Source organism: Flavobacterium enshiense DK69, from assembly GCF_000498495.1.
In the GTDB taxonomy this organism is placed as follows: Bacteria; Bacteroidota; Bacteroidia; order Flavobacteriales; family Flavobacteriaceae; genus Flavobacterium; species Flavobacterium enshiense.
The window spans coordinates 1-14207 of record NZ_AVCS01000024.1 but is presented as its reverse complement, the minus strand read 5'-3'; the positions used below and the strand labels follow the sequence as shown (position 1 = coordinate 14207).

Annotated in this window: 17 protein-coding genes; 13 read left to right on the top strand and 4 right to left on the bottom strand. The window is 38.0% G+C overall.

The genetic code is table 11. The features are described from left to right. Window positions 1–6: 6 nt before the first annotated feature. Window positions 7–375: a DMT family protein gene (locus FEDK69T_RS12680; protein WP_035630701.1), complete on the bottom strand. Its 369-nt coding sequence runs from the start codon at window positions 373–375 to the stop codon at window positions 7–9. Next, a complete protein-coding gene (locus tag FEDK69T_RS12675; RefSeq protein WP_023574572.1) occupies window positions 375–1892 on the bottom strand; it encodes a helicase HerA-like domain-containing protein in 1518 nt (505 codons plus the stop codon). Before FEDK69T_RS12675 ends, FEDK69T_RS12680 begins: the two co-directional genes overlap by 1 nt. Before the next feature lie 342 nt (window positions 1893–2234). Between FEDK69T_RS12675 and FEDK69T_RS12670 the strand changes: the two genes are divergently transcribed. From FEDK69T_RS12670 to FEDK69T_RS12630, 9 genes are all read left to right on the top strand, one after another. Continuing rightward, window positions 2235–3071 (top strand): MotA/TolQ/ExbB proton channel family protein, encoded by an 837-nt coding sequence (locus tag FEDK69T_RS12670; protein WP_023574571.1) that lies wholly within the window; start codon window positions 2235–2237, stop codon window positions 3069–3071. A 92-nt stretch (window positions 3072–3163) separates the two neighbouring features. Next, a complete protein-coding gene (locus FEDK69T_RS12665) occupies window positions 3164–3778 on the top strand; it encodes an ExbD/TolR family protein (RefSeq protein WP_023574570.1) in 615 nt (204 codons plus the stop codon). Window positions 3779–3795: 17 nt separating this feature from the next. Further along, on the top strand, window positions 3796–4359 hold the full coding sequence (locus tag FEDK69T_RS12660; RefSeq protein ID WP_023574569.1) for an ExbD/TolR family protein: 564 nt from the start codon (window positions 3796–3798) through the stop codon (window positions 4357–4359). A 31-nt stretch (window positions 4360–4390) separates the two neighbouring features. After that, the gene (locus tag FEDK69T_RS12655; protein ID WP_023574568.1) at window positions 4391–5209 is read left to right on the top strand and encodes an energy transducer TonB; all 819 of its coding nucleotides are present in this window, start codon (window positions 4391–4393) and stop codon (window positions 5207–5209) included. A gap of 1 nt (window position 5210) precedes the next feature. Next, window positions 5211–5432, top strand: a complete 222-nt coding sequence (locus FEDK69T_RS12650; RefSeq protein WP_023574567.1) for a hypothetical protein — start codon at window positions 5211–5213, stop codon at window positions 5430–5432. Then, a complete protein-coding gene (locus FEDK69T_RS12645) occupies window positions 5433–6347 on the top strand; it encodes a PstS family phosphate ABC transporter substrate-binding protein (protein WP_023574566.1) in 915 nt (304 codons plus the stop codon). 32 nt (window positions 6348–6379) lie between these two features. Beyond that, window positions 6380–8050: a tetratricopeptide repeat protein gene (locus tag FEDK69T_RS12640; RefSeq protein ID WP_023574565.1), complete on the top strand. Its 1671-nt coding sequence runs from the start codon at window positions 6380–6382 to the stop codon at window positions 8048–8050. Between the two features lie 245 nt (window positions 8051–8295). After that, window positions 8296–8928: a 7-carboxy-7-deazaguanine synthase QueE gene (locus FEDK69T_RS12635; RefSeq protein WP_023574564.1), complete on the top strand. Its 633-nt coding sequence runs from the start codon at window positions 8296–8298 to the stop codon at window positions 8926–8928. Window positions 8929–8952: 24 nt separating this feature from the next. After that, window positions 8953–9360, top strand: coding sequence for a DUF2059 domain-containing protein (locus FEDK69T_RS12630; RefSeq protein ID WP_023574563.1), 408 nt, complete (start codon window positions 8953–8955; stop codon window positions 9358–9360). Window positions 9361–9424: 64 nt separating this feature from the next. Here the strand turns inward: FEDK69T_RS12630 and FEDK69T_RS12625 are convergent, their stop codons facing one another. Then, window positions 9425–10135 (bottom strand): class I SAM-dependent methyltransferase, encoded by a 711-nt coding sequence (locus FEDK69T_RS12625; protein ID WP_023574562.1) that lies wholly within the window; start codon window positions 10133–10135, stop codon window positions 9425–9427. A 68-nt stretch (window positions 10136–10203) separates the two neighbouring features. On the opposite strand from FEDK69T_RS12625, the gene FEDK69T_RS12620 reads away from it, so the two are divergent. The 3 genes from FEDK69T_RS12620 to FEDK69T_RS12610 are packed head-to-tail and all read left to right on the top strand — an operon-like array spanning window position 10204 to window position 11480. Continuing rightward, a complete protein-coding gene (locus tag FEDK69T_RS12620) occupies window positions 10204–10701 on the top strand; it encodes a YkgJ family cysteine cluster protein (protein ID WP_023574561.1) in 498 nt (165 codons plus the stop codon). Further along, window positions 10698–11108 carry a PH domain-containing protein gene (locus tag FEDK69T_RS12615; protein WP_035630700.1) on the top strand — a complete coding sequence of 137 codons (411 nt, stop codon included), beginning with the start codon at window positions 10698–10700 and terminating at the stop codon, window positions 11106–11108. The genes FEDK69T_RS12620 and FEDK69T_RS12615 overlap by 4 nt, the downstream gene beginning before the upstream one ends. Window positions 11109–11111: 3 nt before the next feature. Continuing rightward, on the top strand, window positions 11112–11480 hold the full coding sequence (locus FEDK69T_RS12610) for a VOC family protein (RefSeq protein WP_023574560.1): 369 nt from the start codon (window positions 11112–11114) through the stop codon (window positions 11478–11480). A gap of 31 nt (window positions 11481–11511) precedes the next feature. Here FEDK69T_RS12610 and FEDK69T_RS12605 read toward each other — a convergent pair whose 3' ends face one another. Continuing rightward, complete coding sequence (locus tag FEDK69T_RS12605) at window positions 11512–12741, bottom strand: exo-beta-N-acetylmuramidase NamZ family protein (RefSeq protein WP_023574559.1); 1230 nt, start codon at window positions 12739–12741, stop codon at window positions 11512–11514. A 5-nt stretch (window positions 12742–12746) separates the two neighbouring features. Here FEDK69T_RS12605 and FEDK69T_RS12600 point away from each other — a divergent pair, with 5 nt between their 5' ends. After that, window positions 12747–13979, top strand: a complete 1233-nt coding sequence (locus FEDK69T_RS12600; RefSeq protein WP_023574558.1) for an ABC transporter permease — start codon at window positions 12747–12749, stop codon at window positions 13977–13979. Window positions 13980–14207: the final 228 nt, after the last annotated feature.

Here is a 14207-nt window from a genome sequence, read left to right as displayed (position 1 = left end):
GGGTGTTTATTTTTTAAACATGAAATAGACGGCCAATACTAAAAAACAAAAGCCGATAACATGGTTCCACCGGAATTCTTCTTCTTTGAAAAACAATAAGGAGAAAATCACAAAAACAATTAAGGTGATAACTTCCTGTATGACTTTTAACTGCAGTAGTGAAAAAGGGCCACCATTTCCATTAAAGCCTATCTTATTGGCTGGTACCTGAAAGCAATATTCAAATAAGGCCAGTCCCCAGCTGATTAGGATGATAGCTATCAGTCCGGCATTTTCAAACCATTTCAGTTCTTTAAACTTCAAATGGCCGTACCAGGCTAAAGTCATGAAGACGTTAGAGAGTATTAATAAACCAATAGTAAAAAAAGCCCTCATTATTTTTTGAACATTTTCATTAAAATTCCGAAAGCACCGCGTATGAACGTAGCGCTGGTAATCACTTTAACAACTGATTTTCCAATAGCTTCGGTAGTGCTGGGTTCGCTTTTTCTTTGTTTTTCTTCGACTTTGGCTGTTTGTTCTGCTTGTGCCTGTTGTGTTGCTTTATCTATTTTGGCTGTCAGGATTTCGTAGGCACTTTCGTTGTCAATTACCTGATTGTATTTTTTTGCCAACTTCGAATTGTTGATGATGTTGCTGATTTCATTATCGGATAAAATGTCCATTCTGCTCATTGGAGCACGCATCATGCAGGCTACAAGCGGGGTAGGAATTCCTTTTTCGTTTAATGCTGTAACAAAAGCTTCCCCTATGCCCAGTTGCGTAATTACATCTTCAGTTTTGTAATAGTCGGATAAAGGATAGTTTTCGGCCGTCATTTTTATCGCTTTCCTGTCGTTTGCGGTAAAAGCTCTCAGGGCATGTTGGATTTTTAGTCCCAATTGCGCCAATACACCAGCAGGAACATCGGTTGGATTTTGTGTAATGAAATAAACCCCGATACCTTTAGAACGGATTAGTTTTATGATGGTTTCGATTTGATCAAGCAAGGCTTCACTGGCTTCATCGAAAATCAGGTGGGCTTCGTCAATAAAAATAACCAATTCAGGTCTTTCGGCATCCCCGATTTCGGGCATTTGCTGATAAACCTCTGCTAATAAACTCAGCATGAATGTTGAGAATAATTTAGGTTTGTCCTGAATGTCCGTCAGGCGGATGATGTTCACATAGCCGTTTCCGTTTTCGTCAATGCGCATCAGATCGTCAATATCAAAAGAAAGCTCGCCAAAGAACAAATCAGCGCCCTGTTGTTCGAGCTCGATGACTTTTCTAAGGATGGAACCCGTTGAGGCTGTTGAGATTCGGCCATAATTTGCTTCAAACTCGTCTTTGCCTTCTTCGGTTGCAAACTGAAGCGTTTTTTTAAAGTCCTTCAGATCCAAAAGGGGAATCTTGTTGTCGTCACAATATTTGAAAATTACAGAAACAACTCCGCCTTGGGTGTCGTTCAGATCGAGGATTCGGGAAAATAACACGGGGCCGAATTCCGAAACAGTAGCCCGCAACCGGACTCCGTTCTGTTCGGATATGGTCATTAATTCTACAGGACAGGCTTTGGGTTGGTAAGGGATACCAATCTTGGCGTGACGTTCGGTTATGAATGGTTTTTCTTCCCCGGCTGCTGCTATTCCTGAAAAATCGCCCTTGATGTCCATCATCAGGACCGGAATTCCGTTTGAAGACAGCTGTTCGGATAAAACCTGTATTGTTTTTGTTTTACCTGTTCCGGTAGCTCCGGCAATTAATCCGTGGCGGTTAATTGTTTTTAAGGGAATTTTTATCTGGGTGTTTGGGATTGCTTCTCCATTTAAAATGGCACCGCCCAATGCAATGGATTCTCCTTTACAGTTATAACCGTTGTTGATTTCTTCTATAAACTTTTCTGCGGACATATTTTTCGTAAATTTGTAAGAATTGAACGAATTTAAACTAAATTCAAAGAGTAGTAAAACTAAAAAAAATAATAGTATTTGTTAGATAAAGATCGAAAAAAAACAAAAGAGTAAGAATAATATTGGTAATAAAAAGTTATTATCCTTACATTAGCTTAACGATTGAACAGTAAAATCAAACTAATCATGTCCTCAATGTTAAATAATTCGTCATGTGACCTGAAAAAAAAACGATTTTATTTTTTTTATTACACTAAAAACATAAATTTGCGACTCTCATAAACAGATTTTGGCTTATGGGGCAATAGTTATAACAAAATTGAAAAACTAAAATTTAAAAAAATGACAAAAGTATCTAACGAAACTGTTGAAAAAGGAGCTAGCTCAAAAGGGACAAGCATGTTTGCTGCCTTTGCAATTGTAATCTGTTTATTGATTGGATTCCTAATCTGGAAATTCGTTATGGGACACCCATCAAACTTTGAAAACGGAGACAATACAGGTCACCCGCTACCAGGAAACTATTTAGGAATGGTTTATAAAGGAGGATTTATCGTACCTGCGTTAATGGGATTGTTCTTAATGGCAGTTGTTTTCTCTTTTGAGAGATTCTTCGTTATCAGTAAAGCAGCTGGTAAAAACAATGTTGAGAAATTCGTTAAAAATGTACAGGTTTTAATCGGTCAAGGTAAAATCGATGAGGCTATCGCTGAGTGTGATGCTCAACAAGGTTCAGTAGCTAACGTGGTTAGAGCTGGTTTGACTAAATATCAAGAAGTAAGAAGAGAAGGTTTTGATAGTGAAAAAGCAACTGAAACAATTCAAAAAGAAATTGACGAAGCTACTTCATTAGAAATGCCAATGTTAGAGAAAAATATGACTATCATTGCTACTTTGGTATCAATTGGTACGTTAATGGGATTATTAGGAACAGTATCAGGTATGATTAAAGCGTTCTCTGGATTAGCTGCTGCTGGTGCTCCTGACCAGGCTGCGTTAGCGACAGGTATCTCTGAGGCTCTTATTAATACAGCTACTGGTATTGGTACTTCTACGTTGTCAATCATCATGTATAACGTGTTTACATCTAAAATTGATAAATTAACTTACTCTATCGACGAGGCTGGTTTTGCTATCACGCAGGCTTACAGACGTTTGAAAGGTGGTCATGCAGCTTAATTACTGCATACCGTTTTAGAGAGTTAATTATTAATTTGTTGCAGGTAAAAAGAGGTTTTGCCTTGTTCCCTTGTGACTAAAATCAAAAGAAAATGGCAAAAGTAAAAATGTCAAAAAAAAGCACGAAGATTGATATGACGGCTATGTGTGACGTAGCGTTCTTATTGTTATCTTTCTTCGTAATGACATCTACAGCTAAAGTACCCGAGCCACTTCCGGTTGATACACCTGCGTCCACAGTGCAAACTAAATTGCCGGATGCAGATTTAGTGACCATTACCGTTGGTAAAGAGAAGGTGTTCTTTGGTATGATTGGCCAGGATATTCGAAGAGATGCTTTGGGTAAGATAGCTGAAAAATATAAGATTCAGTTCACCGAAGAGGAAACTAAACGTTTTTCTTTGATTGATGGATTTGGAGTTCCGGTTGGAAATTTGAATAAATTGATCAGTTTGACTGGTGAAGAGCGTAATAAAGAGGGGTTGCAACCTGGTATTCCTTACGATTCAGTTGACAATCAGTTAAGAGAGTGGGTTTTGGCAGCGCGTTATGCTACAAAAGAATTGCATAATACGGAGTTGAAAGTTGCTATCAAAGCAGATGGAAAAGAGGAGTATCCTACAGTTAAGAAAGTAATTGATATTCTTCAGAAACAAAAAGTTAATAAGTTTTTCTTAGTCACTGGTTTACGAACTGATGATTTTTAATTAAAAAATACTGTAAAATGGCAGAATTAAATACCGGCGACGGCGGTGGCAAGAAAGGTCATATTAGAAGTAAGAAACAAAATGCGGGTGTCGATTTGACAGCGATGGTGGATTTGGCATTCCTTTTGATTACTTTCTTTATGCTTACTACGTCATTGTCTAAGCCTCAGTCCATGAATTTGGCAATGCCGGATAAAGACGAAACACAGGAGAAACCCCAAACATTGGATGTTTCTGAAGACCGTACCTTAACGTTGCTGTTGGGTGAGAAAAACCAATTAGTATGGTACTACGGTTTACCGACTGCTCCAATTGAAGGGCCTGAGAAAACAGGATACGGAAAAAATGGTATTCGTAAAGAGATACTGGAGAAAAAACAAACGGTTAAATCTAAATATGCGGCAGAGCCGAAGAAACAGGATTTGATTGTTTTGATTAAAGCCAGTAAAAAGTCTACGTACAGAAACTTAGTAGATGTTCTGGACGAGATGGCTATCGCAGATGTTAAAATCTATGCGATTGTGGATATAACACCAGAAGAAAACGCAATGTTGAAGAAAGAGGAAATCCTTTCGGAGTAATTTTTTTTCAAACATTTAAAAAGAAAAAGTCATGTCAAAATTAAACTTATTTAAGACAGAGTGGATTGATATAATCTTTGAAGGTCGTAATAAGGCGTATGGTGCTTATAAATTGCGTTCAGAGAGTCCTAAAACTACATCAAAAGCCCTTGTTATTGGTGCTTTGTTGTTCGCTTCGGCTATTGCTGCTCCGGTAATTGAGAATATTATCAGTCAACGATTAGCTAAAGGTGAAAAGGAGAATATGGACAAGGTAATTGAAACAGCATTACTGCCACCGCCTCCACCAAAAGAAGATTTACCACCGCCTCCACCGCCAGAACCACCTAAATCGGTGAACGATCAGGTGAAATTCCCGCCGCCTGAAGTGGTGAAAAAGGAATTGGTGCGTGATGAGGATCCACCTACAGTGGAAGATTTGAAAGAAGCAGATCCTGGCCAAAAGGATGTTAAAGGAGACAAAAATGCTGAAATCGTTATTGACCAACCTACTGGTGAAGGAGATAAAGCTGCAGCGGTTGTCGAAGATGATAACAAGGTATATGTTGCGGTAGAAGTGCAAGCGGGACCTAATGGAGGTATGCCTGGTTTCTACAAAAAATTCGCAAGTTCTTTTAGTGCTCCGGAAGTTGACGAAGGAGTTTCTCAAATTCGTGTAATGTTAAGCTTCGTTGTCGAGAAAGACGGAAGTTTTACAGATGTGAAAGTATTGAGAGATCCTGGTTACGGTGCTGGAAAAGAAGCGATCCGCGTATTGAAAAGTATGCCTAACTGGAAACCGGCTATTCAAAATGGTCGTCCGGTAAGATCACAATTTACATTACCTATTACTATTCAGGTTGCACAGTAATATGAAAATATTTCAAAATTTTAAACAGAAATCGCCACAACAGCGATTTCTGTTTGTTTTAGGCCTGGTCTTTTTAGGATTGTATGTGTTTTTAGGCGTAACTTTGTTTGTCTGGAAAAGTGTGCCAGTAGAGATTTCCTATTCACGAAGAGTGATTTTAGGGGTGATATTAATTGTTTATGCAGCAATCCGTTTTGTCCGTCTGCAACAATCTCAAGAGTAAATGAAAAAATATATTTCAATCGTTCTGCTTATATTACTTTTTTCAGCTTGTCAAAAAAACAAAGATAAAGCAACAGTAAAAGAAACAGCAGTTGCCGGGTCGGCAACTATATTGGTCGATGAGACTATCTTCCCTATAATCGAGGATGTCGCCATTCTTTTTGAAGACCAGTACACAAGAACGAAAATCAATTTAGTCAGTAAATCTGAAACAGAGATACTGAATATGATCAACAATAAAAAGGGTCAAATTGCTATAATGGCCAAGAGTCTTGATTCTTCAGAAATCAGTTATTTTAATAAGACTAAAAAGGTATATCCTAAAATTACCGAGTTCGGAGTGGATGCCATAGCTTTTATCGGCAACAAAAAAAGATCCGATTCTACTTTGGTGTTAAATGATGTAATGCGTTTTTTGAAAGGAAATGCCAATTCAAAAATAAAATCATTGGTTTTTGATAACCCTAATTCCAGTACTGTTAGGACACTAAAATCGTTAGCAGGGATTAACGATTTACCAAAACAAAATATATTTGCCTTGAATTCAAATAAAGAAGTGGTAAAGTACGTTAGTGAGAATGAAGGTGCCATAGGGATATTAGGAATAAACTGGTTGTTACAGCCGACTCCTGATTTGGAGGCTTATACAAGTCAAGTTAAAGTGTTGGCAGTTGAGAATGTTAAAGTTAACGCAAAGGACAAGTTTGTTAAACCGAATCAGAGTAATATTGCTGATGGCAGTTATCCTGTTACCCGTAAGTTGTATATGTTAAATTTTCAGGGGACAACAGGATTGGGCATGGGATTTGCTTCGTATCTTGCAGGTCAACAGGGACAGCGGATTATTTTAAAATCCGGATTAGTTCCTACACATTTTCCAACCCGTCAGATAGCGGTAAGGGATAAGGTTGAATAGTAAAGAAATAACCATAAAAAAAGTATTTAGAAATGAAAAATGCTAAAGTTTTAAGTTTAATGTTGTCTGTACTTTCAACAGCAGTTTTTGCTCAGGATTTGGAACAGGCAAAAAAAGCTATTGATGCTGAACAATACGACAAAGCAAAAAAAATATTAAAAGGATTAGTAAAGTCCAGTCCAGACAACGGAAAGAATTTCTTCTATTTAGGTGATGTGTACCTAAGAGAAGCAAAGGTTGATTCTGCGTCTATGATTTTTAACAAAGGATTGGCCGCTAAAGACAAAGGGACGTTAAATTATATCGGTTTAGGGCAAATCGAACTGGATAATAATAAATCGGCTCAGGCTAATTTTGATAAAGCTTCTGCCAATATCAAGAAAAAGGATGTTGAAGAAATGTTGTTAATCGCCAAGGCCTACATCAATTCTGAAAACCCAGACTATAAAAAAGCAATCGAAATCATCAACAAAGCGATGTTGATTGATGATAAAAATCCTGGTGCCTATCTAGCGATGGGAGATGCACAATATGGCAATAAAAATGCAGGTGAAGCTTTCCGTGCCTATGAATCGGCCTATGAATATGATAAATCATTATTGATTGCCCGTGTAAAATATGCTGCAATCCAAAAAGGAGCTAAAAATTTTACCGACGCTGCTAAATTGCTGAACGAAGTTATAGCTAAAGATGCGAACTTTGGTCCGGCATACCGCGAATTGGCAGAAACGTATTATTTATGGGGGAGCAATGAACCGGCAAAATACGATGAGTATGTTAAAAAAGCATTGCAGTATTATGAAAAATACATGAGTTTAACGGGTTATTCGGTTGAATCTCGTATGCGTCACGCTGATTTCTTAATCGTGAATAAAGATTACAAAGCATTGGAAATCGAGGCTAATGAAATGAAAAAACTGGATAAAGTAAATCCGCGTATTCTACGTTATTTGGGTTATGCTGCCTACGAAAACGGTAACTATGCTGAAAGTTCAAAAGCAATGAGCGAGTTTTTTGCTAAAGTTGAGCCAAAAAGAATCATTGCAAGAGATTATTTGTACCTAGGTTTGACAAAAATGGCCGAAGCTAAAAAAGCAGATGGTACTTACGACGAGAAAATCTTCAACGAAGGTGTTGTTGAATTGAACAAAGCAGTAGAAAAAGATCCGGTAATTGCAGCTGAATTAAATCCGCTTGGACAAAAAATGTTCAAAGAGAAATTATACAAAAACGCTACTAAATTATTCGAAGTGGCTGTAAAAAACCCAAAATCGAAAAATTACTTTGCGGATAATTTCTATTTAGGATATGCTTTGTATTTCGATTACGATCCGAAAACCTCTCCAAAAGACCAGTTGGTTAAGGCGGATGCGGCCTTCTCTAAAGTTATCGAATTGAACGCGGCAACTCAGGATGCGCACCTGTTCAAAGCAAGAGCAAATGAAGCAATGGGAACACCAGAATCAGCAAAAGTTGCATTGGCGGGTTATGAGGAATATGTGAAATTGGTAAACGCCAAAGGAGATGCTGAAAAAGCAAAACCGGCGGTTAAGAAAAACCTAATCGAAGCCTATACTTTTGTGGGTGCTCATTATGCTAACAGCGCTGATAAAGCAAAAGCAATCGAAAACCTTGAAAAATTATTGGCAATCGATCCAACTAATGCTTACGCTACCAAAACGTTAAAAGCACTTAAAGCGTAAAAGCTTAAAATAAATAAAAAGCCGATGACTTAAGTTGTCGGTTTTTTTTTGGAGCGAATGGTCAGAGATTTTTTGTAAACCCTGTTCCTGCTGTCCGCTTTATCCGCCTCGTTGAAAAAACGAGACGGGATGCCACTCCCATCAGGGCTAGAAAGAGAAGTTTTTGCCTACTTGCAAAGGGTAAGTTAAAAAGCTAACAATCTAATTTTCAAATTGCTTACCTTTGCAGACTATTTTTATATAAAATGCTTAAGAAAGAAATACAAATTGCGGTGGAAAAAGGCGAAATGTTGCCTTTAATGGAGGAGTTTTATACAATTCAGGGTGAAGGGTATCATACCGGTACGGCTGCTTATTTTATCCGAATCGGCGGTTGCGACGTTGGTTGTCATTGGTGCGACGTAAAAGAAAGCTGGAACGCTGAATTGCACCCGCCAACGACCACAGAAGTCATTGTGGCCAATGCTAAAAAATATGCGGAAACTGTTGTGGTTACTGGTGGAGAGCCTCTAACCTGGGACATGACTGCTCTGACTTCAAAATTAAAAGAGCAAAATTTACGCGTACATATTGAAAGCTCAGGCGCTTATCCGGTTACGGGAACTTGGGATTGGTTCTGCCTTTCTCCAAAAAAGACTAAACTTCCGGTGGATGATGCCTATGAGATCGCACACGAATTAAAGGTAATTATTCACAATAAGCACGATTTTATCTTTGCAGAAGAACAAGCAGCTAAAGTAAATGAAAACGCAATCCTGTTTTTGCAGCCCGAGTGGAGTAAAAAAGAGGAAATGACACCTTTAATCGTGGATTATGTTATGAATAATCCAAAATGGCGTGTATCTTTACAGACTCATAAATATCTGAATATTCCTTAATTTTTATAACTAACACCAAAAACAATGAGAAAATTAATTTTAACGTTTGCACTTGTTTTAGTAGCAAATATGGGTATGGCTCAAGCTAATGATACCTTTAAAAAAGACGTGATGAAAATGATTGAAGTTACAGGTTCTGCAAACCAGATGAAAGTTGCGAAAGATCAAATTCTGAAAATGGTCCCAAAAGAAAAACAAGCTGCCTTTTTGGTGGAATTCGATGCGACCCTTCCGGCATTATATGATAAAATGGCTGAGTTGTTTATGCAGGAATACACTCAAGAAGACGTTAAAGCCATCTTGAAATTTTATGAAAGTCCAATCGGAAAGAAAATGTCTCAGAAATCTGGGGTTATTGCCGAGAAAAGCATGACGTTAGGTCAGGAATGGGCAATGGGCTTACAGGGTATGATGATGAAATACATGCAATAATCGATCTTAAAAGAATAAAAAATCCCAAGCTGTAAGAGTTTGGGATTTTTTATTTATATAAGATTTAGAGATGCGTCAGTCTTGCCAGATAATCATAATGTTCGCCTTCCAAAATCAATTCGCATTGTAATCCATTGGCATAAGCGGCATTCTGCAAGGTATTGTAATCGATGTACATCCAGTCAAATGGTTCTTCTTTTTCACCTTTATACGAAACATTAAAAATAACTTCCCCGTAGTAATCGGTGTTACTCGGGATCCATTTTCCTCCGTCTTCATCCTCATCAAACATATAAATGATGTCCGAACTGTCTAATAAAATCTGACCGTTTTCATTCAACAGGGATTTTAATTTTTGAAGAAAGCCGGCAATTTTTTTAAGTTTTCCACACATGCCTGCTCCGTTCATCATCAGCAAAATAGTGTCGAAGGTTTCATTTTCCAGCTCCATTACATTTTGAACCCGCGCCTTTTTTATTCCGCGCAATTCGCAGGCTTTAATTCCATTGGCAGAAATGTCAATAGCAGTTACATCCAGATTTTTTTCGTTCTGCAGATATAAGGCGTGACTTCCGGCGCCACAACCTACATCCAGAATTTTTCCTTTGGCCAAATCCAGTGCCTTTCGCTCTATTTTTGGCATTTCTTTGTAATTGCGAAACAAATAAGCGACACTCATTTCATCCGCTTCTGATATCGAAGTTTCTGTGATTAAGTCTACCGGGGAATTGTTGGTCTGATAATCGAGTATGGCTTTTCCAAAAAGGTCTTTCATTTTTTTAAGTTTAAATTTTGAAAGTCTAAACCTGAAAGTTGGTACTTTTGCATAATAAATGTTTTGACATGTTAAAACCAACTTTATCGGAGCTTCCAAAGTTAGCCAAAGATAAGCATAACGAAAACAAAAAGTATTTCGATAAGCTGAAAAAGAAAACGCCCAAGAATTTGGATTACGTTATGCAGGATCTGCATGACGCCGAATTTAAAAGAACCGACTGTTTAGAATGCGCCAATTGCTGTAAAACGACAGGCCCGCTTTTTACATCGGCCGATATTGAGCGCATTTCAAAACATCTTAAACAGAAACCGCAGCAGTTCATAGATCAATACCTTCGCATCGATGAAGACAACGATTATGTACTGCAAAGTGTACCATGTACTTTTCTGGATGCCGAAAATTATTGTATGATTTATGATGTACGTCCGAAAGCCTGCCGTGAATTTCCGCATACCGACAGAAAGAAATTCCAACAGATTTCAAATCTTACACTTAAAAATGTAGCTATTTGCCCAGCAGCTTACAATATTGTGGAAGAGATGAAAAAGAAATTGCCATTATGAAAAAGATATTCAAATCAAAGATTGATATCGCTTTGCCTATTTTGATTCTTTCAGGAATGATACCTGGTTTTGTGTTGTCACTAAGGGAACAAGATTGGGTGTTTTTAGGAATACTGATTTCTACATTAGTTTTTTCAGCCTATCTTTTTCTTACTACCGATTACACGATTACAGGGAAAAACCTTAAAGTGCGTTCTGGCTTTTTAGTCAATAAAAATATTTCCATAGAGGCGATTAAATCAATTGAAAAGACTGACAGTATTTGGAATGCTCCTGCAGCTTCCCTTACAGATCGTATCGAAATAGTGTATAATCAGTCCGATACTATTGTCATTTCTCCAAAAGGGAGAGAAGATTTTATAAAAGAATTACTTAAGCTGAATCCCAATATTGTAGTAAACGTCTAACTTATGGCAAAATTCCAACCAATCCGTCCAATGATGTGGACGAATGAATTAAAAGAAACAATTGCATTCTACGTTAATATCCTCGGATTTACTTGTGGAGAATATAACGAAGAGTGGGGATGGGCTTCCTTGTATAAGGACAATGCCGAAATTATGTTGGCAAAACCCAATGAACATACTCCGTTTGATAAACCGACTTTTACAGGTTCATTTTATATTAATGTGGACAATGTGGAAGAAATTTGGGAGCAACTGAAAGACAAATGCAGCTTATGTTACGAGATTGAAACTTTCGAATGGGGCATGCGCGAGTTTGCTGTTTACGACAACAACGGCTATTTACTGCAATTCGGACAAGAAGTTACCATATAAAAAAAAGGCTGTCTCAAAGGACAGTCTTTTTTTATTCGCTATATATAAGGTAGGATTTTCGAATCAGCTTAAAATCGGCAATTCCCTTTTCCCAACCTTTTCGGATTTCATTTTCCGGGACTCCGGTCTCAATTTGCTGTTGGAGTTTTTTGGTTCCTGCCAACTTGGTGAAAAAGTCATTAAAGAAATTAGATTTATCCGAAGTGGTCTGGTAGGCTTTGATTAGCCATGTCAATTCCAAACGATTCACTTTTTTAATTTTTGATAAATCTTCACCATTGCAAAGTTTTCCATTATGCATCGGGTCTTTTGCACCTAAATTGGGACCCGGAGTGAAGTTGAAATCGCTTTTAGGTAAAAAAGGCGACCCGTAAATTTGAAACTGTTTATCAGTTCCTCGTCCCACACTTACATTCGTTCCTTCAAATAAGCATAAACTTGCATACAGGTTAATGGCTTGGTCATTCGGCAAATTCGGCGATGGTTTTATAGGAAGGCTGTATGGCATAGTGTGTTTGTAGTTCAAACACGGAATCACTGTTAACGCACAATGAACTCCATTTTTTAGCCATTTTTCACCGTTGATCATTTTAGCATATTCTCCAATTGTCATCCCGTGTAAAACCGGAATCGGATGCATGCCGACAAAACTCGCGTATTCTTTTTCCAAAAGGGGGCCGTCAATAATGCCTCCGTTCGGATTCGGTCGGTCCAGAACAATAAGCGGAATATTGTTTTCCGCGCAGGCTTCCATTACATAATGCAATGAAGAAATATAGGTATAGAAACGCGCACCCACATCCTGTAAATCAAAAACCATGATGTCGATTCCGGCGAGTTGTTCAGGTTTTGGCTTTTTGTTATTGCCGTAAAGTGAAATAATAGGTAAGCCTGTTTTGGTGTCTTTTCCGTCTTTGATTAATTCGCCGGCATCGGCAGTACCTCTAAAACCATGCTCGGGAGCATAAATTTTTTGTACACCGATTTTCTTTTCCAAAAGAAAATCAACCAAATGGGTCTTGTCGGAAAGAATTCCGGTCTGATTGGTTACAATGCCGACTTTTTTATCTTTTAATAAAGGTAAATAAGCGTCTGTGTTTTGAGCACCGGTCCTGATGTCGGAAGCAACTGTTTTCTTTGGTGTATTCGGAGTCTCTTGCTTCTTGTGGCTTGCTTCTTGTGGCTTAACAGAATTTCCGCAGGAAACTATCGACAAAACCAAGAATAAAACTGTATTTTTGAGGACTGAATTTGAAATCATATATCTTGAAATTAGAATATTTTATAGCCAAAAGACTCGTTACTGCTAAAAATTATAAAAGTAGTATTTCTGCTCCAATTATAAAAATTGCGATTGCCGCTATTTCTATTGGAATGGTTATGATGATAGTTTCCGTGGCTACCGGTATGGGGCTGCAGCAAAAAATACGCCAGAAAGTTTCGGCCTTTAACGGCCATGTGATTATTTCCAACTACGACGATAATCAGTCGGAAGTCAGTGTGGAGCCGATTTCGATACATCAGGATTTTTATCCGACCTTCAAAAGTGTCGAAGGAATCAGTCATATTCAGGCAGTGGCCACTAAGGCAGGGATCATCCGAACCGAAAATGCTTTCGAAGGAATTGTTTTTAAAGGAGTCGGGAAAGATTACCAGTGGCAAAATTTGCAGGAATACATAGTTGCCGGAAGAATTCCTGACCTGAATAGCAATTTGAATCCTGAAGTTGTCATATCGGAATACCTGGCAAATCGTCTTCAGTTGAAACTGGGCGATAAGTTCAATACCTTTTTTATGAAAGAAGAAGGCAAACTGCCTAACCTTCGTAATTTTAAAATTGTCGGGATTTACAATTCCGGCTTCCAGGAATTTGATGCTACCTATATAATAGGTGATATTCGCCACTTGCAGCGAATCAATAAATGGCAAAAAGACGAAGTAGGGGCTTTCGAGGTTTTTTTGGATGACTTTTCCATGATAAAAGAAAAAGGAGAAGAAATCTATGCTGAAATTCCGCCTACCTATAATAGTATCACCATCGAGGAAAAGTATTTCAATATTTTTGAATGGTTAAAATTGTTCGACTTTAATATAGTAGTGATTCTTATTATTATGATTGTGGTGGCTACTATTAATATGGTGGTGGCTTTGTTGGTGCTTATTTTGGAGCGCACCCAAATGATCGGGATACTGAAAGCGATTGGAGCTAACAACTGGACAATACGAAAAATATTTTTGTACAATGCCGGCCATTTGATTCTTCGCGGATTGTTTTGGGGTAATCTTGTCGGTCTTGGTGTGTTGTTTATTCAAAAGTATTTCGGTGTCATCAAGCTCAATCCCGAAAATTACTATGTGACTGAAGCTCCGGTTTCAATTTCCATACCTTATATAGTAGCTTTAAATGTGGGTACAATTTTGGTTTGTCTGTTCGTTTTACTGATTCCTTCCTATATTATTACTAAAATTTCTCCTGTAAAAGCAATCCGATTCGATTAGAAGCGAAACGTTCGGGCTTTTTTGGTTTCCATGTTCCCGCTTTCCGTTGCAATCCGTCATTGTGAGCTTGCGAGGCAATCTCCCAATGCCGGGATTTCCACTGCAATCAGGGCTAGGGGATGGACTTTGTGGATTTGCCGGTAAACTTTTTTGGGACTGCTACCTATTTATAGTATAGTAGAAACACACATGGCAACTCCGCTGTTATGCTTCTTTAAGATTTTCGAA

What these genes read in the sequence shown, in the direction of transcription:
- FEDK69T_RS12630 (WP_023574563.1), top strand. Translation starts at nt 8,953, where the DNA reads ATGAGAAAATTAATTTTAACGTTTGCACTTGTTTTAGTAGCAAATATG.
- FEDK69T_RS12640 (WP_023574565.1), top strand. Translation starts at nt 6,380, where the DNA reads ATGAAAAATGCTAAAGTTTTAAGTTTAATGTTGTCTGTACTTTCAACA.
- FEDK69T_RS12605 (WP_023574559.1), bottom strand. Translation starts at nt 12,741, where the DNA reads ATGATTTCAAATTCAGTCCTCAAAAATACAGTTTTATTCTTGGTTTTG.
- FEDK69T_RS12620 (WP_023574561.1), top strand. Translation starts at nt 10,204, where the DNA reads ATGTTAAAACCAACTTTATCGGAGCTTCCAAAGTTAGCCAAAGATAAG.
- FEDK69T_RS12615 (WP_035630700.1), top strand. Translation starts at nt 10,698, where the DNA reads ATGAAAAAGATATTCAAATCAAAGATTGATATCGCTTTGCCTATTTTG.
- FEDK69T_RS12635 (WP_023574564.1), top strand. Translation starts at nt 8,296, where the DNA reads ATGCTTAAGAAAGAAATACAAATTGCGGTGGAAAAAGGCGAAATGTTG.
- FEDK69T_RS12655 (WP_023574568.1), top strand. Translation starts at nt 4,391, where the DNA reads ATGTCAAAATTAAACTTATTTAAGACAGAGTGGATTGATATAATCTTT.
- FEDK69T_RS12670 (WP_023574571.1), top strand. Translation starts at nt 2,235, where the DNA reads ATGACAAAAGTATCTAACGAAACTGTTGAAAAAGGAGCTAGCTCAAAA.
- FEDK69T_RS12625 (WP_023574562.1), bottom strand. Translation starts at nt 10,135, where the DNA reads ATGAAAGACCTTTTTGGAAAAGCCATACTCGATTATCAGACCAACAAT.
- FEDK69T_RS12675 (WP_023574572.1), bottom strand. Translation starts at nt 1,892, where the DNA reads ATGTCCGCAGAAAAGTTTATAGAAGAAATCAACAACGGTTATAACTGT.
- FEDK69T_RS12660 (WP_023574569.1), top strand. Translation starts at nt 3,796, where the DNA reads ATGGCAGAATTAAATACCGGCGACGGCGGTGGCAAGAAAGGTCATATT.
- FEDK69T_RS12645 (WP_023574566.1), top strand. Translation starts at nt 5,433, where the DNA reads ATGAAAAAATATATTTCAATCGTTCTGCTTATATTACTTTTTTCAGCT.
- FEDK69T_RS12680 (WP_035630701.1), bottom strand. Translation starts at nt 375, where the DNA reads ATGAGGGCTTTTTTTACTATTGGTTTATTAATACTCTCTAACGTCTTC.
- FEDK69T_RS12665 (WP_023574570.1), top strand. Translation starts at nt 3,164, where the DNA reads ATGGCAAAAGTAAAAATGTCAAAAAAAAGCACGAAGATTGATATGACG.
- FEDK69T_RS12650 (WP_023574567.1), top strand. Translation starts at nt 5,211, where the DNA reads ATGAAAATATTTCAAAATTTTAAACAGAAATCGCCACAACAGCGATTT.
- FEDK69T_RS12610 (WP_023574560.1), top strand. Translation starts at nt 11,112, where the DNA reads ATGGCAAAATTCCAACCAATCCGTCCAATGATGTGGACGAATGAATTA.